Raw genomic sequence first — 22,404 nt, 5'->3', positions numbered from 1 at the left:
AGTTGATTTTTATTTTTTTTTAGGCATTGAGGCGTAGAGATAGCGAAGACACTGTTGGCGAAATATTTCTTTACATTAAAAAACGATAAAAACCAATCAATTTGGAGAAATCATGGGTAACGTCTTGTAGCAGTTTTAACACCAGTTAGAAACTGTCAACCATAAGTTTTATTTCCTGAATAAATTGATTAAGTGCTTTCTGTGCTGTTTTAAAACCTGAAGCTTGCCGTCCCAACCTCAATTCAAATAAAATGCGCTCGCGTATTGCCTCAAAATCTATAACGTCATGCACAAAGGTAATGGCTGACCGCGCCTGAAGCTCTAAATTTTCTTTCTGAAGATTCTGTACTTGGATTTTAAGCTTTTCTATCTCCTGCTCATACCGTGTAATACTTGGTAATGGGTCAGAAAAAAGTGGTGCATTAGATGGGGTAATTTCTGAGATTTGCCGTGTAATACATGGTAAAATATTACTTGTAACTATTTCCTCTAGATAGTCAGCCCTGGTTAATCCCAAGCATTCGGAGGCGATACCTAATGCCTTCCAGGTATCATCTGTCAGTCTTAAAGAACGCACTTCACGATAGTCCGAGTTTTTAATCGCAAATTTACCTTGAATATCCCTTTTCATTTTTTTCATCGAGCATCATTACCATGTAATACACGGTAAGAGTAGAAAAAATTTCAGTGGTTGTCAACCGTGTATTACATGGTATAGTTGCATGGGCTTATTCTTTAAGCACCTTGAGGTTGCAATTGTTTAAAACGAGACGAGCGAGTCTGGGCAAGAGGTATTCCCACCAGCCAAGCGTCCAGTCGAACTAAATTAAGCGCACAAGCGATGAAAACGTGCATTAAGTGAGTTTTCTTTAAACCAATGTAACGAGAGCGACGTAATCCTGAGCGTCTTAGACCCTGTGAGTGTGTTGATTCTATACCTGCACGTTGGTTATAAGTTGCTTTCCATTCAGGAGTTTGTTGCTCTTGTCGTCGAGCTTGGAGTGCTATTTGTTGCTCTTTTGGCAGAAGACTCAACTCCCGTGGTTCGGTTTTTGATTTAGTGCAAGATGAACGTACTGGACAAGTTCTGCATATGGAACCATTAAACCGAACACGAATAAGAGGTTTGCCACTTATATCATGTCCTGCTAACCATTTGGTACTTTGGTGTCCTTGGGGACAAGTAACTTTCTCATGATCCCAATCTATTTGAAAATTAGAGCTATCAAATCCAAGTTGTGCCTTTGTTTGCCAACTGGGATCTAACCGCACTGGCCCAATAATTTCTACATCATATTTAGTCTTGCTACTTACTAAATTTTCCGAAGTGGGATAACCGCAATCCACAAGATGTTCTTTTGGTAACAACGATTTCTCTTCCAGTGATTCATGAATCGGTTCTATTGCTTGCTCATCAGTGATTGTGGATAATGTCGTGTGGACGTTGGTGATGAAACGGGGACTATGCTCATCACAAATCTCTGTCATGTGTACTTTGTAACCGACCCAATCGACGCTACGCTTGGAACTATAATGTGCTTCAACATCATGAGGTGAGTGAATCGCAATTGTGGATGGTGGCAAGTCTTTAACACTACGCCATTTTATTGACCCATCTGGCTCTGGAGTATAAAATTGCTGTACCCATATTTGACGCAGGATTTCAACTGCGGGTATTTGACGTAACCACTGTGGTGCTGTTGGTTCATAAATTGCGTCTAATAGCGCCAAACCGTCTACTCCAATTGTGCTTCCTAGAGCTTCTCTTTCAGAGTCGAGCTTTGGTAAACGATAGTTTTCTACACGACGACCATAGCGGTCAAACCAATCTGGTTGAATATTTATCGTCAACCACTCAGGTGCTGCGACTGCTAAACTATCAAGTGCAAAACGCATCCCTTCTCCCAATGTCTCCAATCTATTCAGAGTACGGATTGCAGCTAAAACATGAGTTGAGTCAGTACGCTGTCGCCGATGTGTTTTGAGTGTCCCAGATTCCCTTAATCGATGTAGCAATATATCCAGTAGTTTTTGCTCTGCGCCACCTGCTAGTAATCGCGTCCTAAATTCCGAAAGGATGGAATAGTCAAAGCCTGGGTCACTTAACGGGAGGCTCAACACATACTTCCAGTCAATATGTCCGCGTACTGCATTCGCCGCCTGTCTGTCAGATAAATTCTCCATAAATTGCATTATGCACACCAATGCTAACCGCCAAGGTGCATATGCTGGCTGCCCGTTTTCCGGAAATAGGTCGGCAAAAGCTTCCGAGTCAAAGATACTTCCTAAACTATCCCGAATGTTCATGTAAATATTTCCTTTTGGGAAAGATGCACGTGCCACCTCTACTGTTTGTTGAGGTATATCAGGGATATTTTGAGGATGTATCAACATGGTAGCAAATTACTTTTTCAACAGGATTTAATTATCCTATCGCTGCGAAAGCAACCAGATTTTTCATGCAATCTTACTTGCTAAAATTGTGAAGAAATATTTCGCCAACAGTGTCAGCGAAGCTTTCAGTCTGATAAAAGCCTTACTCAGTATACTTTTTTCTTGTATAGGTAAAGGCACTCGCGTTGAATTTGTTACAAAAATTTACATGGTGATAAATTTTGCGCGTATCTTGTCTTTACCCCATGTAGCAACATTAAAAGTTAAAAATCAAACAAATGTTAGATTGCATCGGTGCAAAACTTCTGTATGATCTGGCTAATACGTAAATGAAGCGAGTAAGGGAGGTGAAGAGATAACAACTATAAAAACGGCAACAGGACAAAACGATACTAACTAGTACACGCTTTGTCCTGTTATAGAATTGCCGATTTCAACTTTGCTCAATGTATCCGAGCGGGGTTAATTTCAAAGAAACCGAAGAAGTGGTGTTTAGTTTGGCGACTGGGCTCCACCAATTGGCTTTCTTGAGATTATTTCATGTTGCTTTCTATTATATAGATTGCTGCAACATTTCAAGCCTTCCGACTGGAATATTTTGGAAAAAAAAGAATCAGACTCAGGATTTACCCACCTCCATAAGTTAGTGAAACAGGGAAATAAGTCTGGAAGTATTGTGTAGCAAGAGTTTTAGTAGTTTGTCCCCCCTTCTACCCCTTACTGTTCACGGTATCTAGAAAAAAAGATAGGGTGTGCAGTGCAAAAGAAAAAGGAGAAATTATTGAACGAGTCTCTTTCTTGTCTCCCCCATCTGCCCAAACTTCAGATTTTTAGAAACCCTGTGTAAGTCCCAAGATTCTTGATTCTCGTCCAAAAAATCAGTCAAACCAGTAAGAAACGCAGCAAATCTCATAAATATGCTAAGTGCAGCACGAATAGCCCCCTCTGATACTCACTCCCATCAAGTATCGAGAGGAATCTACCGTGAACAACGACAACAGCCAAGCATTCTCTACCTCAAAAATTTCTCCAGCGAGTAACAGCCAGTCTCCTGCTCCACAGCATCCAGAGCAGCAAGAAAGCAGCCAAACATCAACTTCTCAAAATCATCAAGAACAGCAAGCAAACAGCCAGTCTCCTGCTCCACAGCATCCAGAGCAGCAAGAAAGCAGCCAAACATCAACTTCTCAAAATCATCAAGAACAGCAAGCAAACAGCCAGTCTCCGGTTCAACTGCCCAACAACCTTACAGAAGCCGAATACCACGAACTAGCACTTAGCAGCGCCATCCATCCAGAACTGATAGAGCGTAACTTCATCCACATCGCCGGCGATACAGTTCTCAACTACCTGTTCATCTCCAACGCCATCCCCCGCTTAAACACGGGCAGAGTCACCAGTGCCTTCCTCAAGCTGTACCAATACGCCATCGTTGGAGGAATATGGATTTCGGGACTAGACCCCTTAAATAACTGGCAACCAATGGAGTGGGGGCGATTCAAACCCACCCAAGGGCGTATTGACAAAAATGGCAAAATAGTTAAGTACGAATCACCACCAAAAACACCCAACCGTGTCACCTACTTTGATGTTCCCGACTGCCTTGGGGATAAAGTTGCAAAACGTTACAATATTCAGCCTTATCATTCTTCCCCAGCACAGCGTTTACAAGACCAATTAAATCCCCTCTCATTTTGGGAAACTCCCGTCTTATTTTGGGCATTGGTACTGTTGCTATGGAGTAATAACAAACAACAAACAGAAATAGCAGAAACTCCCCTCTCGTTTTGGGAATGGGTCGTGCTGCACCCAGAAATCCCGATTATTCTGTGTGAAGGCGAGAAAAAAGCAGCTTCCTTATTAAGTCAGGGATTTGTAGCGATCGCACTCCCTGGCATTTGGAGCGGACGGATTGGCAAAAAAGACTTTGACGAACGGCTACACCCCGACATCATGCCCCTTGCCCAACCAGGACGCAAATTTATCATCCTTTTTGACTACGAAACCAAACCCAAAACCCGTTGGTCAATCTTTCAAGCCACCCTGCGTACAGGCAAAACCATTGAAGCTGTAGGCTGTACCTGTGAAGTCGCACTGCTACCTGGTCTGGAAAAAGGCGTTGATGATTTTATTGTCGAACGCAGTAAATTAATCGAAAGTGGACAAACAGTTAAATACAGTCAATTCATTGAGGATAGTCGAACTAATACCCACACTCAAGCAGTTAAGCAGACTTTACTAATTGAAGGCAATCAATTAAACAATGATGGTCAAATAATAGAATGTCATCATGTACTTAATCAGTTTTCACCACTTGAAGATAATAAAATAACTGATAACTGTCAAGTCATAGAAAGTCATGGTGGACTTAGTAAGAAGCTCCCATACCAAAGCAATGGATTAACGAACAATGGTCAAGTGATAGAAAGCCATAGTAAAGTTCATCCTATTGCACCATATCTCAATAATCAATCTACCAACAACGGTCAAGTCCAAGAACACCATCATGTAGTTAATCAGATTCTACAAGTTCAAAACACTCAACTAATCGAAAATAGTCAATTAGGAAAGCATCATCAGGTAATTAATCAGATTTCACCAGTTGAAGACAATCAGCTAACCGATAACGATCAAGCCATAAAGTGTCATCAAAACTCACTAGTAGTCTGTAAAGGATTAAATGACGGATATAATTTTGCCAAAAACAATGAAATACAAGGCTTATCAATTTGTGCAACCCGTCAAAATAAATTTGACAGACTACTAGTTGACAACAATAAACCTACCAACAACGGTCAAGTCACAGAACACCATGAAGTAATTAATCAGGCTTCATTAATTGAAAGCAATCAAACTACTGAAAATTATCCAGGAACAAAATGCCGTCAAGAAGTTAATCAAAACTCACAAGTTGAAAACAATCAATTCACAGAACAACATCTTGCAGTTAATCAGAATGTAGCAGTTTCAATTAATCAAATAAACGCCTTACTGACCACTATCATTGATGATGCAATCAGTTTAAAACAATACCAACGCTCATTTCACACTAGGCATCGGGGACTAAGTAGTAAATACAAACCAGATATTCGTGTCAACGTCAAATACCTGTCATCAGCTGAAAAACTTCCCTCTTCTGGACTGGTAGTATTATCGAGCGACATGGGGACAAACAAAACCGGACGCATGGCTCAATGGCGGGAAGCAAATCCTGGTGTCAAATTCCTCAACACCGGACATCGGGTTAACTTGCTAAAAAACTTAGCAACCCGTCTTAAAACAGATATGTACTCTGATTTAAGTTATGCAAGTTTAGCAAAAGCACAAGCCCTCAGCATTACCATTGACAGCTTACACAAGTTAAACACCCAAATGCTTAACTACGGATGCGTGTTCATTGATGAAGCTTGCCAATACTTAACTCACCTACTGCACAGTAAAACCTGTAAAGAATATCGAGCGCAAATATTGGAAGTGTTGGAATATATCGTTTATAACGCCCCGCTAGTAGTCATCGCCGATGCCCACATGGACGACATCACAGTAGAGTTCTTCCAAGCCATGCGTCCATTAGGGGAAAAACCATTTATTCTCAAAAACGATTGGCGAAATGGCGATCGCTTAATCTACTGGTATGAAGGTAATAATTCCTCAGCCATAGTTGCCCAGATTTCTGCCGCGCTGATGAACAAACAGAAAATCATGGTAGCTTCTGACTCCAAGCGTTTCATTAAAAAATTAGAACAATCCCTCGCCATAAAAGTACAGGTAGAAGAGGCTCTTGGGCAGGGAGCAGGGGGACAGAATACCTCTGCGGTAGTTAAAGATGGACATTTTCCAACTTTGTCACTGATAAATTCCACAACCTCTGAGGGAAGTAGCAATTCTAGTTCTCACATATCGCCGATGAATTCAACATCATTGGAGATAGTTAAAGATGGCAATTCTACAGCTTTATCGCACGTAAATTCAGCATCATCTGAGACAGTTAACAATGGCAATTCTCCAACTTTATCGCACGTAAATTTAGCATCATCTGAGGCAGTTAACAATGGCAATTCTCCAACTTTATCGCACGTAAATTCAGCATCATCTGAGACAGTTAACAATGGCAGTTCTCCAACTTTGTCACAGGTAAATTCCACATCATCTGCAACAGATAAAGATGAAAATTATCAAATATTACAGATAAATTCCACATCATCAAATCATTCCCTCACACCCGATACTCAACACCATTCGGACTTCGGAGTGAACGCTCAGTCCAACGCTAACGCTCACAGAAACACCACACCCAAACTGAGATTATGGTCTATTCACTCAGACAACTCAGGTAGCGAAGAAAACGTAGCCTTCATCAAAGATATTACCAACGCCGTCAAAGATGTTGATGCTCTGTTAACCTCGCCCAGTCTCGGTACAGGAGTAGACATCAACGAATATCACTTTGACGTAGTATATGGCATCTTTCACGCCAAATCCCAAACCGCTACCGAATGCGCTCAACAACTGTACCGCTATCGTCCTCACGTCCCCATTCATGTATGGGTTGCACCCCGTCCTCCCTTTGGTTATCAAGAAACCAACGCCCAGAAAATCAAAGAGCGAATCCTGCACACCAACGAAGCTACTGCTTTCCTCATCCGCATTGACAGAGAAACTGGACGCAGAGGAGTAGAAAAAGATTGGGCATTGGAAGCTTACTGTCAAATTCTCGCTGCCCGTAACCGCTCTATCAACAATCTCCGGGCTGATTTACATGATCTATTAACTGAGATGGGTAATAAAATCATCTCAATGGGTGGTGATGATGATACTTTTGCCCTAGAGCAGATGAAAAATGCGGCTACGGTGTTAGATACAGCTTATTACTCAGCCGTTACTAGAGCTAAGAATATCTCCGCTACTGAATATCGTCAGCGTCAAAATAAAGATTACCTTAAACCAGAAGAAGTGTTTGAATGTGAGAAATTCCGCATTCAAGATGCTTACGGTATTGAGGTAACAGAATCATTAGTAGAAAAAGATGCTGGTGGTAAATTAAGTCGAGCGATTTCCGCATTTGAGGCCATCCTCAAAGAACCAGATGGGACAATTTTTGACACTAACAGCAATAGACAATACCCAGCCCCACCGGCAATTGTGGCAGAGAAAGACCGTCAGGAGCGAGAACATCTGCCTTTATGTATGGACTGGGGTAATTACTCTGCTAAATGGTTAGCCAGGTTTAATTTAGGACTGCATGATATTTTAAAACGGTTGATAGCAGGAGAGGAAGTTACTGCTCGTGATCCTGATTTGTTGAGAATGGTAGCACTTGCTAAAGATTATGGGGTGTATATAAAAACGATTTTGGGCTTTACAGTTCCAGATAAATGTCAACCGATGTGGTTGTTGGGGACTTTGTTGGATCAGCTGGGATTAAAGCTGGTTGACCGCAAGGTGGGTCCACGTGGTAAGCAGGTGAAAGTTTTCTCGCTTGGACAGGTGGAATTGGATTTTGCGCTGAAGGTAATTGCTTACCGGGAGCATAAGCGTGATCTGAAGCAGGAAAGGGCGAGGCAAAGTCAGGATGAACAACGGCGTTATCAGGCTGCAATGCAGTCTCTGTATGGGGTTGCGCCGCCACCTGACCCGGTATCCACTCCCCCCCCTAATGGTATAGGGAATCCTCTAGGGGAGGGGGTGAATACTACGGCTGATGGAGTTGATTTTGCAGCTTGTTCTGGAGATGGTAATGACTCTTCTTTAGTTAATGATGCAGAACAAGTCAATTTTGCAGCCTTGCGAAGAAATGGTGAGGAGACTTCTTTGGTTAATTCTGTTGAGCGAGTCGATTTTGAGGGGTTGCAAACAGATGAGGCTTCGACATCTACTCGTTCTAATAGAGTTGATTTTAGGCAGTTTCAACCGGATGATGGTGATGAAACTCCTTTGATTAATTGTGTTGAGTTACTGAGGACTAGTTTTAAAAAGGGGGTGGAGGCGATCAAGTCGGTGCTTCGTTCCTGGAGTGAGGATAGAAGATGGGGGACTGTGTTGTTGCTGGAGGAAATTGCTGTTGATGATTTGCGATCGCTCGAACAATTAATGCCACAATTTTATGATTGGTTGAGCGAGTCGGTTTTACCGATGAACTGTTAGCAAGACACTCTCCAGAAAGACAGCTACGGAGATTCTCGGTTCAATCATCTACATTAAAACAGCAGACTTAAAATGCTTTGGTTTTTTGCTGGTTTGGCTGGTGTCTTTTTAGTAGAGAGATGCACATCACAACATAGCTTGCTACTCGCCAAACGTTCTTTTTGGGCGGCTCGAATCAACAATTTGAGTGGCGTTGATTTGGCATTCAATTGGCGTTGGATTGGCATTTTTTGACCATTTTTTATCAATAAGTCTTTTTATTGACAGGTTAAATAGATACTAGATGTACTTAATGGTGTAGTGTAGTATTGGCGTAATTTTGGCGTGGTGTTGGCATTGAAGTGGCACTGATTTGGCATTCAATGGGAGCATCCACTTTTGGAAGAAACATAATTCTTGTACTCCGAAAACCCTACTATATGGTTCATCTAAAAAAGTCTATCTGCCAAAAGTGGATGCTCCCCATTCAATTGGCGTTGAAATAGCACTTAGCTAGATTACTTTATGAAAGAGGTTATAACCGTAAAAAAATTGTTGATTTGTATAAGGTCATTGATTTAATGATGGCTTTATCTGAAGACTTGCAATTAAGTTTTGAAGAAAAATTAGCTCATTATCAGGAGGAACGAAAAATGCCACTGTTAACTAACATTGAAAACAGGACTATAAAACAAACTCGAAAACAAGATATTTTTGATTTACTGGTTAGTCGTTTTGGTAATTTACCCGAAAATCTGACAGAAGATATTGGAAAAATTCAGGATGTAAATATTTTGAAACAACTTCTAATATCAACAATTAGTATTAGTTCTTTAGAAGAATTTGCACAGCTTGTTAACTCTAGTTTACCAGGAGCAGATTAATAGATGTAGGCTGGGTTAGGCGACAGCGTAACCCAACAAAAGTATTGTTCAGGTTGATTGAATTTGTGCAACAGGTTGTTGCCTAATTTCTTTGGGGTGGTAAATCGAATTATTTTCGCATATCCCTTGGCACAAAAATTGCGTTTATTTGTGGCTGTGATGTGTCAGTCATAAATAAACTTGCAACCAAGATTGATAGCGTCTAGCAAGTTCCTTTAGGAAATCGAGTTTTTCACCCTCAAGATTATTAAATAGGTTGTGATATTGCCAACCACGTTCATAGCGACTTAGCATTTCTTCTGTAGTAAACTGATAAACATCTGCTGTTTGCCAACAGATGGACTCCAGAAAAGGAAGCTTTTCTGGGACAATAACAGGATTAATTGTTGGTGTTGCGGTTGTCATATCTTTTAATCAACCAATGCAATACTCTTTCTAATTTTAGATGACGCTTATCTATTTTGAAAGTTAAATTTATCCCGACGCTAAAACATTTTGACGGATAAAGAAGAAACGAACCCCAAAGGACGCAAAGAGCGCGTTCGTCGAAGACGTTCCGAAGGAAAGGAAGAAGGAAGAATTATTTACCCGTCAATTAGTTCTTGACAGACTACTAGTTCTAACCACTGGTGACACTAACGTAAAATGTTAAGCATCCCCAAACAGTCCATCCAAATCCTGAGATGAAGCCTTACCTTGTATCAAAGTAGAAGGACGCTGCTTTTGTTGTTCTTCTTCTAACATATCTGACTCTACATCTGTCATACCATTGTGGGCATGGTTATTAGCTGAACTCATTACTGGAGTAACAGACGTAACATAATTTGGCAGCACAAACTGTGGCTGTTCCACACCCAAAGCCAAGCGCAGATTACTGCCATGTTTATTTAAAACATCCTGTGATTCCCAACAAGCAAACCGCAATTGTTCCGGTGTACACTCCCCACTGTGATATCGAGCCAAAGGTAACAAAGCTGCTACCAAAATATCCGACACCTTGCGATTAACCTCCTCCTTTGAGAGAGAATTCAAATAATCAACCACCTCCGCCATTGGTTCGCCTTCATAAGGCTGAAGACGCAAACTCAAACTCTTACGTTTTTTCCTGATTTTATTCATTGACCCTTGTTTCCTCCCTGCTTTAAACATCAAGTAAATCTGCTTTTAGATACTAGTGAATTTGCTTCACAATTCAACTGAATCTATTCACCAAGAAAAACACACATAAAACTCAAATTATTTCTGTTTCTTCTTCCTTAGTCAACTTGAATTCTCGTCAGTAATCGTACAGAAATAAATACACAAAGTATGGACTAAAATCCGTGGCTGGTAAATAATTGGACAACAACTAATATGTAATTAATTTTGTCGTGCAACTTAGTTGAAACAGAGCAAATATTTCCATCATCACTCCTTTTTATCGTGCCTAAAAACAGACGATTAATCAAAATCAAAAACAGCTAACTATTTCCTTTGTCCAGCAAATAATCAAACATCCCAAAGCAGTCAATGAGCCTTTGAGACATACATTGCTCACCATCTACCGCTTTATCTAAATCAAAAGTTTTTTTCACAATCTCAGCAATACCAGCACCCCAAATCATCGGCGTGAAATTTTTGCTCTGATTGCGCCGCTCATAACCACTCCCTCTCACCTTTTTTTGTGAACCCCAACTAGACCCAGACTCATATGCAGTCGTAACTTCACAGTTGAAATAAATCTCCAATTCCGGCTCCAAATGGTAAGCAGCACCACCGCCAATAATCACCTCATCCAATTTTGTCGGGAGCAGTCGATTTAACCACCGCTCTAACTTATCCCCATATTCAGCCGTCGCTCGCTCAATCGCCTGGACAATATCTTGAATTTCCCTAGCTCTTAAATTCGGGTCTTTAGCACTAGCTAACGCTTGAATAGCTGCACATTCACCCCAATTGGGGTGACGGGTTTGGGGATAATTGGAGTTATATACTTTATCAAGAGCAGCGTAACGGGCAGCAAATATCGCCTGTGCCAAACGCTCCCGGTCTAAACCACTAGTCATTTCCACCACCATATCCAGCATATCTGCAAACCCCAGCAGTGGACTATCTCCCAGCTTCAGTTGTCCCCGCTCAAAGTAAAGTGCAGTCGTATTTCTATGACCAAACATCAGCACCCCCAACTGTTTAGAGCGCAACCAGTCCAGACCCTTTTGCTTAATGCGTACAGCTGCTAGTCCTCCACCTTCAGGACGGCACAAAAACTTAGTTAGTTTTACCTTCAGTACCATTTCTCGTACTTGGAAACGAGCCAACATGATCTGTAACTGTTCCTCAAAACGCAAGCGGTCTGTATACTCATTCCAAGGCAATAGCAGTGCTAATTCTAGTGTTAATAGCTTTTTAGTAGAAAACTTAGCCTTGTGGGTTTCAATAATTAGCCCAATCGCTCCCAACACCTTCCACAAAGCATTTTCATACTTGAGTTCCTTAATGCGGTCTTGGGGGTCAAAACAAGTAGCAAAATCACCCAACACCACCACACGTTCATTCCACTCCACCCATAATTGTTGTTCAGGACTAGGACTACCAATCCATCCCAAACGGGACATATAATTGTCAAGCTTGGCTTTAGGAATCTCCTCCACCGCAGGAGACATCACCAAAAATTTGGGTTCTTGCAAGGCGGGAATTTGATAAATAATTTTAGTTTGTGACCCACCCACGTCCACACTAATATATATGTCTGTCATAATTATTAGTCAGCTAAAATTCATTGGTCAATTGTGAGATGAATTAGCACCGGATTACCTCTTTTCTAGCACATAAATTTGGCTATTTTCACAACAATTGATGTAACTTACTGTCAAGAGATAGATGTTGAGGGTCAGTTAAATTGTGCAGGATTTGCACCAAACTTGTGCTAAACCTGTGCTGAAATTGCACCAAGTTATTGTTACCAACAGGAATACAGTTGAGTGGATTAAAATAGTTGTACTTACTACGGTTTTTTAGGTTTTTGGCAACGAGCGGGTTTTATGTGGACAATTACTGGCTGTGTTTGGCACAAAAAGCCTGTGAGTAAGTTTTGTTGAGGGCTTTTTTAGGTGAGTTCTAAAAATAATCTTACCAATTGGAAGGCAAACAACCGTTTACCCATACAGTTCACTCGCAATCCAATGGTAATTTCTATTCTACGCCTTATGTGAGTTAAAAATATTGTCGTTTTATCAGGGTTTCCAGAGTTCTCTAAAACGATAATTCCAGAATCATCAGGCGATAGCGTATCCCTGACGGGACTCGAAGAGATAGCACTCCGTAGGAATCGCATTTTGTGGAATTGGTGAGGAACTGAGATGAAAGGAGGCTTCTGATATGGCTTATGCCATTGCCAGAGTGAAAAAATTGAAACGAGCCAACATTGCTGGGAGTGCAGCCCACACTTCAAGGCAGAGAGAAACGCTCAATGCCGACCCCAATCAGCAAAATATTAGGTTTATTGGCAACGTTGACAGGGAGGAAAAGTTAGAGGATTTGGTGTTAGCGAGGATTGGGCAGTACGAGCAGAAGCGGAAAATTCGCACTGATGCGGTGTACTGTGTGGAGATTTTGCTGACTGCTTCTCCTAGTTACTTTCGACCGCTTGACCCCACGGCTGCTGGGTATTATCAAGAGGAGAGGTTGGCTGATTGGTTGGAGGCGACGCAGCGATGGTTAGAGAAGGAATATGGTGATTGCGCTCCTCGCACTGCCGAAGGCAATCGCATTGTCAGGGCTGAATTGCACTTAGATGAAGTGACACCCCACATTCATGCTTATTTTGTGCCACTGGATGAAAACGGGCAACTGCGGTGCAATCACTTTTTTGATGGTCGGCAGAAGATGCGAGATTTCCAAGAAAGCTACTTTGCATCTGTGCAGCACCTGGGGTTAGAGCGTGGCATTCAAGGTAGTGTGGCTAAACACCAGGATATTAAGGATTTTTATCGCATAGTTGAGTCAGGTAAAGACCTTAACTCTGACCTGACTATTGCACAGATGCGGGCTAAGTCTGCTGACCGAGATAGGGCATTGCAGAGTAAGAGTTCTATGGAGCGCACTGCTAAAAGGTTGGTGAAGGAAAATGAATCTCTGCGACAAAGGATTCAGGAACTGGAAGTGGAAAAGGAGCGGTTGCAGAAGCAGACTGAACAATTAAGCGATTTGCCCCTAGAAGATGTGGCTTGGCATTTGGGATTAGACCAAGACAATAGCAGCTATCGCTGCTGGAAAGGGGGTGAACACATTATCTATATAAATGGCTCTCACTGGAGTCACCTTGCACCCGATACTCAGAATAGGTTGGATGCACCCAACACACAAACAACAGGTAATGGTACTGCCAAATCTCAGAAAAGAGGTACTGTTGCTGCCAACTCCCAAAAAACTAGTGCTAGTCCTGGTGCTATTACTGATACTGGTGCGATCGCGTTGGTGAAACACGTTAATGGTTGCAATTTTAGAGAAGCGATCGCTTGGTTGAATGATAGATTTGGTGAAGAGGGGATGCAGAGGGCTGTCACTCACTATACTAGGCAACAAGCGCAAAAGATCCTCAAAGATGAGGCTGCACCACAGTTTGTCCCACCAGTACCGGACGAATCGAACTGGCATTTAGTACACAACTATTTAACTACAAACCGGGGCTTGCCTCAAGATTTTGTGCAAGAATTATATCAGCGGGGGTGGGTTTATGCTGATGATAAACATAATGCTGTGTTTTTGTTGAAAAACCTCAATGGTGAAACTAAAGGTGCATTTTTGCAGGGGACAAGAGCAGAAGATAATACTTTAGAAAAAGACAATACTTTTACAGGATATGCCATTGGTACAAAACGCAGTGATGGTTGGTTTTACCTGCAATGGGGAGGGCAACCTACTGATGCAATTCAAAAGGTGGTGTTGTTAAAGTCACCCCTTGATGTGCTGTCTTATGCGATGTTGGAAGTTGAAAGACACCGAGGAGTACCACAAGAAAGAATAATGTACATGACTGTGGATAGTCCCAGGAGTTTGCCTGTGGAGTTGTTGCAAGATATACCTGAATTAGTTTGTGCTTTAGATCATGATGCAGAAGGAGATGCCATTGCGAAGGCTGTAGGTGAATTGTTGCCCGCCTGCACTAGAGTTAAACCACAAGCGCAGAATTGGCATGAGGAATTGTTGGCATTGCTACGGTGGCAACAGCGGGAACGAGAGTATCAACAACGCCAAAAGCAACAACGACAACGTGAGCGTAAACGGGAGTCTGAACTGGAGTTATGAACCGAGCCGTATTGCTGAATCACATATTGCACTCGTTTTCTACTACAAAAGTAGTTTTCAAAATACAAATTAATAAGTATAATTGCTTAAAATTTAGTTTGGGTCAAAAGTGGTCACGCGACGAGAAATTGATGAAATAGTGTATAAATTGTATGGATTAACAGAGGAAGAGATTAGAATAATTCAGGATAGTGTAAAACAGAAATAACTGGCAATTGCTATAATAAACAAAGACTAATTAACTTGTAATTTATCATGGAAAACATTACCATTCAAGTTGAGCCAGAAATTGCCAAAGCGTACCGAGAAGCAGAACCAGAAAAACAGCAAAAAATCCAAATATTTCTCAACATAATGCTGCAAAAAGCAGTCAGTCAAAAACCACTCTTAGATATCATGGAAGAAGCGAGTCAACAAGCCATTGCTAACGGAATGACCCCAGAGATTTTAGAATCAATTCTCAATGATGAAAACTAACCGTTTCGTAATTGATACAAATGTAATTGTCAGTGCATTAATCTTCTCTAAATCTACGACAATGCAAGCTTTTAGAGAAGCCAAACAAAACGGATTAATCTTAATTTCAGCAGAAATTTTATCAGAATTAATTGATGTACTCAGTCGTCCAAAATTTGACCGCTATCTATCGAAAGAAATTCGTGAAGACTTCTTAGCCAGTTTAGCCAGAGAAACAGAATTAATCACAATTAATGAAACAATAGATATTTGTCGAGACAAGAAAGATAATAAATTCTTAGAATTAGCCATTTCTGGAAATGCCACTCATATTATCACAGGAGACAAAGACTTATTAGAACTGCATCCTTTTCGAGATATCTTGATTGTTACACCTAGTCAGTTTTTAGATAGTTTATCTTCAAATTAAACGCCCAACCCAGGAAATAGACACCACAGAATTTTGTTATAAAAATTGATGAAATAGTGTATTAATTATATGACTTAGTGTGACTTGTGACTTCGCTATAAGGATGCAGTAGCAAGGGAGAAACAGCAATGACACAGGAACCCGTTTTTGAGGAAAGCAGTGGTAACATATTCGCCGACCTTGGTTTGGAGAATGCTTCGGAACTTTTTACGCGGGGCAAAATTAAGCACGTTTTTGTCCGCAATTTTGGTTTATGCGATGACTGGAAACACGTGGATGAACGAGAGGATTTACAAGAATTAATTAAATCTCAAAAAGTACCTATAATTAACTTTCCTAAGTTTAGTTATCGAGAGCGGGATTTGCTTGATGCAACCCGGATCAACTTTTCTCAAGCTTTCTTAAGTGCTGAATTGGGTATTTTGGGTCAGCAGCGTTTGCATAGTTTTCTTAAAAAAGCTTATGAAGAAATTGGCAAGGCACAAGTATGGAATGTGGGTCAACCGGCAGCTAATAAATTATCAGTAGATATAGCCTAGTACCCCAGGACGGAAGTCAAAAGTCAAGTAGATGTCCGGTCTAATCGCTAAAATACAGATGGTGTAAACACTTGGGCTATTTGTCAGACAGAAATCAGTAACCGTTTATTGCTTGATTTATGCTTCTGGTGTTATCGTCAGGATAACTAGTTGACGTGATGACTAGTTATCCTGAATATTTACAAAATTGTTTACACGCTCTTATTATTTAAGGAGTAGTGAAGATATGTAATATTGTGGCTAGACGAGATGACCCAAGCTATGCACAGTTAAGTGGTTATATCAAGAAAGAAGTAGTTAAAGAATTTAAGATGGCCTGCACTGACTTGGAGGTTAGCCAAGTTGATGCAATAGAGGAGGCTATTAATCTATGGCTGAAAAATTACAGAAAACGTAAAACAACTGAGAAAGAGGCATCATGACTAATTCACAGCCATTAGAAGATATCACTGTCAGGCTGGATGATATTGACCAACGTTTAGACCAGCTTGGAGATGAAATTGATTTAGTTCGTACCATTCAAGAGGGTGTAAGACGTGAAACCCGGTCTAACAGTCAAGCACTGGCACGACTGGAAAGAACAGTAACTAATCTGGCTGATATTGCCCGTTTACACCAGCAAGCCTTGAGACAGTCTGAAAGACAATTTCAAGAATTTCAGCGTCATAACCAAGAGTCCCAACGTACAACTAACGCTGCTTTGGAACGAATTGACAGGGTTTTAGATTACCTGTTCAGGCAATCAGGTGGTCAGAGAGAAGGTTAGGATTAGGATGTGCGTGCGATTACTAACTATGCTGATACCGTTGGCATAAGCCTCTCGTAGAGAAGGTATCGCAAACGTTACGCCCTCCCACAAAAACCACAGTCGGGACATTAAAACTAAACAAGGTAGGTAAATTATGGTTCAAGCCTTACCTAAAACTCAGCTAGTAACCTTTGAAGAGTTTGCCCAATGGAAACCAGAAGGGGGACGGTATGAACTGCATGATGGGGTAATTATTGAGATGTCACAGCCTACAGGGGAGCATGAAGATGTTATCGGTTTTTTGGCGCTAGAAATATCTGTTGATATCAAGCGACTAAATCTTCCCTACTTCATTCCCAAAACTGCACTTGTCAAACCACCTGAAAATGAATCCGGTTATTCACCAGATATATTGGTGGTCAATCGCTCCAATCTCGTCAATGAACCACTGTGGAAAAAACAAGCTACAGTCACTCAGGGAGCATCAATTCCTCTGGTGATTGAGGTAGTTAGTACAAACTGGCGTGATGACTATTTCACAAAACTAGGTCAATACGAAGCCGTAGGCATTCCAGAATACTGGATTGTAGACTACGCTGCATTGGGAGGTAGGCGGTTTATTGGCAATCCTAAGCAACCAACCATCTCGGTTTACTCGTTAGTTGAGGGGGAATACCAAGTTAGTCAATTCAGAGGTGATGACCGGATAGTATCGCCAACATTAAGAGAGTTGTCTTTAACTGCTAACCAGATTTTTGAAGCGGGTAGTTAGATGATTACTTAATGCTGTTGGAGTAATCCTAACGGGGTATTTCATGTTAACCCATTGGTGTATAAAAAAAAAATCAATCAGTTTTGTGCAGTTTATAGGCACAACAGTCCTACACCAAAAGTGAGTAATTGTTAGCTTTTTACTTACTATTATTACTATTAATTAACCCTCAAAGAAACTATTGCCATAATCAAGATTGATGCAGCTATTCAAGAATGTTCTATCAAGTAGAGGAGATATGAAGAATGATGCTCAAAGAACTACTTCTCCAAGAAATTGAATCCACTCCAGATAGCATTCTGGCAGAAACCCTAGACTTTTTACGCTTTCTTAAAGCCAAGGAAACCCAAACACCGCCCAAAGTAGAAGTAGCTTCAGAAGCTACTCACACAAGAGTAAATTCCACAGCCAGCTACCTCCTAGAACACTTGAAAACGATTGGGAAATGGGAAGGTGATGATTTACAAGAGTGCCTCCAGCTAGTTTATGCCACTCGCGGCAAAGCCAAATTTGATGACGATAACCCCTTTGAATAATGTACCTATTAGATACAAATCACTGTAGCCTGGCAATTCTCGGTGATGCCAATGTGCTGCGTCGCCTTGCTGAGATGGAAAATTCTTTAATTACAACCTGTGTCATTGTTCAAGGTGAACTGATAGACATGGCAGAACGTTCTCAACGCTATGAAGCTAACTTAGCCCTGATTCACCGTTTTCTACAGGGTATATACATCTATAGTATTGATGGATTTACTGCTACTATCTACGGACAACTGAAAGCCGCTTTGTTCAATCAATTTGCACCGAAAGAAAAAAGCAAGCGGAGAAAAACGAAAATCACTGATTTAGGCTTTGATGAAAATGACCTCTGGATTGCTGCTGTAGCTTTACAACACAGTCTTACCGTTGTATCAGCCGATAGTGACTTTCAGCGTATTATACAAGTACGACCATTGTCTGTTGAATCTTGGCTGTAAATCTGCATAAAAGAGAAGTGAAGGTAAATGAACAGCTTGGCTAAAGAGGAAAAGATAATGAGTGGAGTTTTTAAGATTTTAGAAAAGATTAGAACTAAGCCAGGAATGTATATTGGTCGTCAGTAGATCATATCAATTCTGACCCCACATTTGACAATTAATTAAATTTTTCAGAGTGAAAAAATTGATAATAATTCGTCGTTTTTGGAGTGTAGCTACTTTTTTGCTGGCACTTCTGATTTGGTGTTTACCAGCACCTAGCACAACTGCACCAGCAATCAGCCCCCATTTGCTATTGGGAAATCCCAGTCGAGCGACGGCAACTGTCCTCACTCCTGACAACTACTTGATGGTAAAAAATCAGTATGCACTATCATACAACCGCAGTCAGGGTACTGCTAACTGGGTAAGTTGGCAGTTAAATAAATCATGGTTTGGTGATGCTCCCCGACAAGATAACTTTAGACCTGATAACACCTTACCTAAAGGATGGGAACGTATAAAACCCACTGTTTATAATGTTTCAGGTTATGATAGGGGTCATATTGCACCATCAGCAGACCGTACCAAGACATCTGAGGATAATGCAGCTACTTTCTTAATGACTAATATGATGCCCCAGACACCAGACAACAACCGCAATACTTGGGGTAATCTAGAGGACTACAGTAGAGAAATGGTAGAACAAGGCAAAGAGCTTTATATCATTGCAGGACCGGCTGGCAGCAAGGGGCAATTGAAGAATTTGGTAACTATTCCTCAATCCACTTGGAAAATTGTAGTTGTACTAGACAAACCTGGTAGTAGACTTGATGGCATAACTGCAAATAGCCGTGTAATTGCGGTCAATATTCCCAATGATGAGCAAATTGACAACAACTGGAAACTTTACCGAACCAGTGTTGATGAACTAGAAAAACTCACAGGTTTTGATTTTCTCTCTAACGTTTCACCAAACATTCAAGAAGTGATTGAAAGCAAAGTTGACAATCTGTAATTAATTCAAGTTTCCACTACCTTAGTGGAAATTCCAGCTAAATCACCATTAGGGGTAGTGCCGATAATATAAACATCTATTTCTTTACTACCTATTCGATATATTTCTAAATTCTTGAGATTGCTTTTCAGTGTATTGACAAGATTTTGAAATTTTTTGACAGTTTCTTTTTCCTCGTCATCGTGCCAATCTTCCTCAGTAGTTACAACTTGAAAAAAATCATCTACTTCCACAACTTTAACAGGTGTGTTTTGGGAATACCCGTTTTTTTCTAAAACTTTATTCTGAGTCAGGGGTGCTTGTTCAGTTTTCCAAAGGAAAACTTCAAAGGGATATTCTGACTCGCTCATCATCAACAAGCCATCAGATGCCTGTTTTAGCTGGTCAATAATTTCTGAATTGGGGAAAGTCATTTTTGGGAAGAGAAAAGCGATTGCGCTCCGCGCAGTAAGCGCAGTCTGGTATTTTGATTGAAAACCTTTATTTAACAAGGGTTTTAGCGATTTATTAATGTTTCAAAATGTTCGCCATATTTTGTTAGTAATAAAATGTTCAAACATGAGAACACATCTGGATTGGAACATTAGGAAATTATTTTTGTGATTCCCAGTTTGACGAAAGCGGGTTAAGTAGGTGGGAAAATTTATAACTATGTCATTGGGAACGGAGTGAAGCAAAATCAAGTAATCACAAGGGTTTGAAGTCTTTTACATTTCGTTATATAGTTCGGTTTATTTGTGTCTACCTACTTAATAGATTACTTTTAATCACTCCTTATTATTTAACATCCCCGTCAACAATTCCGACATTTCCCATAAATCTTTATTGCGGTTATCATCATAAATCATCAACGTTCTCGGGTCAGCATGACGGCTCAACTTCTGCACCTTTCTAATATTCCCATCAGTAGCATCAAGCGCCGCCGTAATCGCCGAATGCCTGACCCTATGGGGTGACATAGGTTTCTTCACCCCCACCGCCTTAAAACTCGCCGACACAATTTTATAGATACCATCCGCAGTCAATCTATGCCCAGAATTATGAAAATCCAACGCCGTAAAAATCGGTAAATTCTCCTGCACATCCCCCCGCGCTATCAGCCACTGGGCAATTGCAATGCCCACATCCTTAGACATATCCAAATACTCTTCATTCGTTCCCTGACCCTTGCCTAAAATCCGCAACTTACGACCATAAAAATCAAAATCACCCACATTTAACTGACAAACTTCATGACGACGCAAAGCTAAACCCCAAAGCACCATAAAAATTGCATAATTGCGCTTACCAATCAACGTTTCTCTATCAAACTGCTGAATCACTTTGGCTATCGTCTGACTATCAACACCCCGCGTATCACGATAAGCCTTTACCTTTTCCCCCTCCACATCTTCCAGGGAATAATTGCACACCCCCAACTTCCGCCCCATCTTCGCCAAGGACTTAATCGCCGCCAACCGCCGATTAATCGTCGCCTCCCGCACCCCAGATTTAATTAACATTGCCTTATATTTCAGCACCACCATCACTGCTTGCTCTCGCTGCAAGTGCAGAAACTCCAGCACACTATCAGTAGATGGCGGCAAGAGAGTCATTTTCCCGAAAAAATCCCGAATATCCTTCTCATACGCCCTTTTGGTATTGGGATTGCGCTTATCTGCCAACAACTGCGCCAACACATCTGGGTCTTGGTCTAGCTGCGCGTCAAAATACCGAGTAATCTTGGCATCCAAACACGCTTCTAACTGAGGAACGATAATTTCTCCCACCCGTGGATCATTAGACATTTTTCCTCACTGGCTCGTTCGTGATAATGTATGTTTCCGATAACGTCTATCATAAAACAACAGGTATGGGCATGAATCAAAATATTCCCGAATTAACTAAATACTCCTTGCGGAAGTTGTCAGGTGTCATTTGTCCATGCTATGTCTGTATTTGCCTGTTTTGATATCGAAGTTGATATCAGTTACCATATTTCTGTAAACTTGTTTTCCAATCTGTCAAAACCTTGGCAGAAATGTGTTTACCACGCTCCTGGATTAATTTATCAGCCATTGCCATTACCTCTATCACGGTTTTGTATTCTGTATACACCATCTCCGTTAATAACCGCAGTGTTCTGGTGTAGGTAATGTTGTATGCCTCACAGGTTTTAATAACTAGCCCGTCATCACTAGCACAAATCAACAATTGATGACGGGCGATGGCTATTGTAGACCTATCTGCAATACTTAAAAGGGGCGCTCTGACACCAAATTCTAGAAAACTGGTAAACATTTCTGCTGTGGAAAGATTTACAGGCGTTAAGTATTGGTGAGCAGCTTGGCGAGTGGGCAGTTCCAGTTGATCTGAGTCTAAAAGTTCCTGAGCAATGTACAACGGACTATAGTGCTGTTGTAGCCATCCCCACTCGTTGAGCCAGCAAAAATCAATCAGTGCTGTTGCGTCGAGAATTGTGCCATTAAGCAACTGCATAAACTTCATTCTCTTGATGACGCACCCACAGTTTTTCCACAGTTAAATTGAGCAGTTCTGCGGCTTTGATTGCGGAAATCTTGTCCAATTTTAAGCACTGCCAAATTAGAAATTCATAACGTTCATTTTCTGGATATTCTGCTGCTGCTAGGGCTGGTGGTAATTCCATTGAATGTTGCAAAGATGCACCATCATGTTGCTTTTTATAAATTGCACAGATTTTGGCTTTCTCTTTGGCCAAGTCAATGATTCCCATTGTTGCTAAACGATTCAAGATGACTAGGTAACTCACCCGAAAATGCCGTTTGAGTTTGACAA

21 protein-coding genes and 1 pseudogene are annotated in these 22,404 nt (G+C 41.0%); 12 read left to right on the top strand and 10 right to left on the bottom strand.

The window, feature by feature from the left end:
- Window positions 1-145: 145 nt before the first annotated feature.
- Window positions 146-640 (bottom strand): hypothetical protein, encoded by a 495-nt coding sequence (locus ACSQ6I_RS03960; protein ID WP_438889005.1) that lies wholly within the window; start codon window positions 638-640, stop codon window positions 146-148.
- A gap of 95 nt (window positions 641-735) precedes the next feature.
- A complete protein-coding gene (locus tag ACSQ6I_RS03955; RefSeq protein ID WP_438889006.1) occupies window positions 736-2,394 on the bottom strand; it encodes an IS1182 family transposase in 1,659 nt (552 codons plus the stop codon).
- 1,482 nt (window positions 2,395-3,876) lie between these two features.
- On the opposite strand from ACSQ6I_RS03955, the gene ACSQ6I_RS03950 reads away from it, so the two are divergent.
- Window positions 3,877-8,538 (top strand): DUF3854 domain-containing protein, encoded by a 4,662-nt coding sequence (locus ACSQ6I_RS03950; protein WP_438889045.1) that lies wholly within the window; start codon window positions 3,877-3,879, stop codon window positions 8,536-8,538.
- A 53-nt stretch (window positions 8,539-8,591) separates the two neighbouring features.
- Here the strand turns inward: ACSQ6I_RS03950 and ACSQ6I_RS03945 are convergent, their stop codons facing one another.
- Complete coding sequence (locus ACSQ6I_RS03945; RefSeq protein WP_438889024.1) at window positions 8,592-8,765, bottom strand: hypothetical protein; 174 nt, start codon at window positions 8,763-8,765, stop codon at window positions 8,592-8,594.
- A 333-nt stretch (window positions 8,766-9,098) separates the two neighbouring features.
- Here ACSQ6I_RS03945 and ACSQ6I_RS03940 point away from each other — a divergent pair, with 333 nt between their 5' ends.
- Window positions 9,099-9,401: a hypothetical protein gene (locus ACSQ6I_RS03940; protein WP_438889023.1), complete on the top strand. Its 303-nt coding sequence runs from the start codon at window positions 9,099-9,101 to the stop codon at window positions 9,399-9,401.
- 168 nt (window positions 9,402-9,569) lie between these two features.
- Here ACSQ6I_RS03940 and ACSQ6I_RS03935 read toward each other — a convergent pair whose 3' ends face one another.
- The 3 genes from ACSQ6I_RS03935 to ACSQ6I_RS03925 form a co-directional block, all read right to left on the bottom strand.
- Entirely contained in the window at window positions 9,570-9,806 is a 237-nt protein-coding gene (locus ACSQ6I_RS03935) for a hypothetical protein (RefSeq protein WP_438889022.1), read from the bottom strand.
- A gap of 243 nt (window positions 9,807-10,049) precedes the next feature.
- Window positions 10,050-10,520, bottom strand: coding sequence for a hypothetical protein (locus ACSQ6I_RS03930; RefSeq protein WP_438889020.1), 471 nt, complete (start codon window positions 10,518-10,520; stop codon window positions 10,050-10,052).
- Window positions 10,521-10,861: 341 nt separating this feature from the next.
- Entirely contained in the window at window positions 10,862-12,136 is a 1,275-nt protein-coding gene (locus tag ACSQ6I_RS03925; protein ID WP_438889019.1) for a ParM/StbA family protein, read from the bottom strand.
- A gap of 622 nt (window positions 12,137-12,758) precedes the next feature.
- Between ACSQ6I_RS03925 and mobV the strand changes: the two genes are divergently transcribed.
- The 10 genes from mobV (at window position 12,759) to ACSQ6I_RS03875 (ending at window position 19,608) form a co-directional block, all read left to right on the top strand.
- Window positions 12,759-14,687, top strand: coding sequence for a MobV family relaxase (gene mobV / locus ACSQ6I_RS03920; protein ID WP_438889018.1), 1,929 nt, complete (start codon window positions 12,759-12,761; stop codon window positions 14,685-14,687).
- 255 nt (window positions 14,688-14,942) lie between these two features.
- Window positions 14,943-15,164, top strand: coding sequence for a hypothetical protein (locus tag ACSQ6I_RS03915; protein WP_053540980.1), 222 nt, complete (start codon window positions 14,943-14,945; stop codon window positions 15,162-15,164).
- Entirely contained in the window at window positions 15,151-15,573 is a 423-nt protein-coding gene (locus tag ACSQ6I_RS03910; protein ID WP_438889017.1) for a putative toxin-antitoxin system toxin component, PIN family, read from the top strand. The genes ACSQ6I_RS03915 and ACSQ6I_RS03910 overlap by 14 nt, the downstream gene beginning before the upstream one ends.
- Window positions 15,574-15,701: 128 nt before the next feature.
- Window positions 15,702-16,112, top strand: a complete 411-nt coding sequence (locus ACSQ6I_RS03905) for a hypothetical protein (RefSeq protein ID WP_438889016.1) — start codon at window positions 15,702-15,704, stop codon at window positions 16,110-16,112.
- A gap of 236 nt (window positions 16,113-16,348) precedes the next feature.
- Window positions 16,349-16,534, top strand: a complete 186-nt coding sequence (locus tag ACSQ6I_RS03900) for a hypothetical protein (RefSeq protein ID WP_438889015.1) — start codon at window positions 16,349-16,351, stop codon at window positions 16,532-16,534.
- On the top strand, window positions 16,531-16,878 hold the full coding sequence (locus ACSQ6I_RS03895) for a hypothetical protein (protein WP_438889014.1): 348 nt from the start codon (window positions 16,531-16,533) through the stop codon (window positions 16,876-16,878). The genes ACSQ6I_RS03900 and ACSQ6I_RS03895 overlap by 4 nt, the downstream gene beginning before the upstream one ends.
- Before the next feature lie 136 nt (window positions 16,879-17,014).
- The gene (locus ACSQ6I_RS03890; protein ID WP_438889013.1) at window positions 17,015-17,632 is read left to right on the top strand and encodes a Uma2 family endonuclease; all 618 of its coding nucleotides are present in this window, start codon (window positions 17,015-17,017) and stop codon (window positions 17,630-17,632) included.
- Between the two features lie 245 nt (window positions 17,633-17,877).
- Entirely contained in the window at window positions 17,878-18,168 is a 291-nt protein-coding gene (locus tag ACSQ6I_RS03885) for a DUF2281 domain-containing protein (protein ID WP_438889012.1), read from the top strand.
- The gene (locus ACSQ6I_RS03880) at window positions 18,168-18,611 is read left to right on the top strand and encodes a type II toxin-antitoxin system VapC family toxin (RefSeq protein ID WP_438889011.1); all 444 of its coding nucleotides are present in this window, start codon (window positions 18,168-18,170) and stop codon (window positions 18,609-18,611) included. Before ACSQ6I_RS03885 ends, ACSQ6I_RS03880 begins: the two co-directional genes overlap by 1 nt.
- 175 nt (window positions 18,612-18,786) lie before the next feature.
- A complete protein-coding gene (locus tag ACSQ6I_RS03875; RefSeq protein ID WP_438889010.1) occupies window positions 18,787-19,608 on the top strand; it encodes a DNA/RNA non-specific endonuclease in 822 nt (273 codons plus the stop codon).
- A gap of 5 nt (window positions 19,609-19,613) precedes the next feature.
- Here ACSQ6I_RS03875 and ACSQ6I_RS03870 read toward each other — a convergent pair whose 3' ends face one another.
- The 4 genes and pseudogenes from ACSQ6I_RS03870 to ACSQ6I_RS03855 all read right to left on the bottom strand — a co-directional run.
- Window positions 19,614-20,021 (bottom strand): nuclease A inhibitor family protein, encoded by a 408-nt coding sequence (locus ACSQ6I_RS03870; RefSeq protein ID WP_438889009.1) that lies wholly within the window; start codon window positions 20,019-20,021, stop codon window positions 19,614-19,616.
- A 354-nt stretch (window positions 20,022-20,375) separates the two neighbouring features.
- Window positions 20,376-21,395: a tyrosine-type recombinase/integrase gene (locus tag ACSQ6I_RS03865; RefSeq protein WP_438889008.1), complete on the bottom strand. Its 1,020-nt coding sequence runs from the start codon at window positions 21,393-21,395 to the stop codon at window positions 20,376-20,378.
- A 178-nt stretch (window positions 21,396-21,573) separates the two neighbouring features.
- Complete coding sequence (locus ACSQ6I_RS03860) at window positions 21,574-22,086, bottom strand: hypothetical protein (protein WP_438889007.1); 513 nt, start codon at window positions 22,084-22,086, stop codon at window positions 21,574-21,576.
- Window positions 22,073-22,404 (bottom strand): annotated as a pseudogene (locus tag ACSQ6I_RS03855) (Zn peptidase); the annotation flags it as partial. The gene ACSQ6I_RS03860 and the pseudogene ACSQ6I_RS03855, both read right to left, overlap by 14 nt.

The organism is Anabaena sp. WFMT, assembly GCF_051781005.1.
Classification (GTDB): domain Bacteria; phylum Cyanobacteriota; class Cyanobacteriia; order Cyanobacteriales; family Nostocaceae; genus Anabaena.
The sequence above is the reverse complement of the archived record's forward strand: the minus strand, read 5'-3'. Positions and strand labels throughout refer to the sequence as shown.

Bases quoted from the DNA above. Each gene is read 5' to 3' on its own strand.
- ACSQ6I_RS03960 (WP_438889005.1), bottom strand. From the start codon at position 640: ATGAAAAAAATGAAAAGGGATATTCAAGGTAAATTTGCGATTAAAAAC.
- ACSQ6I_RS03955 (WP_438889006.1), bottom strand. From the start codon at position 2,394: ATGTTGATACATCCTCAAAATATCCCTGATATACCTCAACAAACAGTA.
- ACSQ6I_RS03950 (WP_438889045.1), top strand. From the start codon at position 3,877: ATGGAGTGGGGGCGATTCAAACCCACCCAAGGGCGTATTGACAAAAAT.
- ACSQ6I_RS03945 (WP_438889024.1), bottom strand. From the start codon at position 8,765: ATGCCAATCCAACGCCAATTGAATGCCAAATCAACGCCACTCAAATTG.
- ACSQ6I_RS03940 (WP_438889023.1), top strand. From the start codon at position 9,099: ATGATGGCTTTATCTGAAGACTTGCAATTAAGTTTTGAAGAAAAATTA.
- ACSQ6I_RS03935 (WP_438889022.1), bottom strand. From the start codon at position 9,806: ATGACAACCGCAACACCAACAATTAATCCTGTTATTGTCCCAGAAAAG.
- ACSQ6I_RS03930 (WP_438889020.1), bottom strand. From the start codon at position 10,520: ATGAATAAAATCAGGAAAAAACGTAAGAGTTTGAGTTTGCGTCTTCAG.
- ACSQ6I_RS03925 (WP_438889019.1), bottom strand. From the start codon at position 12,136: ATGACAGACATATATATTAGTGTGGACGTGGGTGGGTCACAAACTAAA.
- mobV (WP_438889018.1), top strand. From the start codon at position 12,759: ATGGCTTATGCCATTGCCAGAGTGAAAAAATTGAAACGAGCCAACATT.
- ACSQ6I_RS03915 (WP_053540980.1), top strand. From the start codon at position 14,943: ATGGAAAACATTACCATTCAAGTTGAGCCAGAAATTGCCAAAGCGTAC.
- ACSQ6I_RS03910 (WP_438889017.1), top strand. From the start codon at position 15,151: ATGATGAAAACTAACCGTTTCGTAATTGATACAAATGTAATTGTCAGT.
- ACSQ6I_RS03905 (WP_438889016.1), top strand. From the start codon at position 15,702: ATGACACAGGAACCCGTTTTTGAGGAAAGCAGTGGTAACATATTCGCC.
- ACSQ6I_RS03895 (WP_438889014.1), top strand. From the start codon at position 16,531: ATGACTAATTCACAGCCATTAGAAGATATCACTGTCAGGCTGGATGAT.
- ACSQ6I_RS03890 (WP_438889013.1), top strand. From the start codon at position 17,015: ATGGTTCAAGCCTTACCTAAAACTCAGCTAGTAACCTTTGAAGAGTTT.
- ACSQ6I_RS03885 (WP_438889012.1), top strand. From the start codon at position 17,878: ATGATGCTCAAAGAACTACTTCTCCAAGAAATTGAATCCACTCCAGAT.
- ACSQ6I_RS03880 (WP_438889011.1), top strand. From the start codon at position 18,168: ATGTACCTATTAGATACAAATCACTGTAGCCTGGCAATTCTCGGTGAT.
- ACSQ6I_RS03870 (WP_438889009.1), bottom strand. From the start codon at position 20,021: ATGACTTTCCCCAATTCAGAAATTATTGACCAGCTAAAACAGGCATCT.
- ACSQ6I_RS03865 (WP_438889008.1), bottom strand. From the start codon at position 21,395: ATGTCTAATGATCCACGGGTGGGAGAAATTATCGTTCCTCAGTTAGAA.
- ACSQ6I_RS03860 (WP_438889007.1), bottom strand. From the start codon at position 22,086: ATGCAGTTGCTTAATGGCACAATTCTCGACGCAACAGCACTGATTGAT.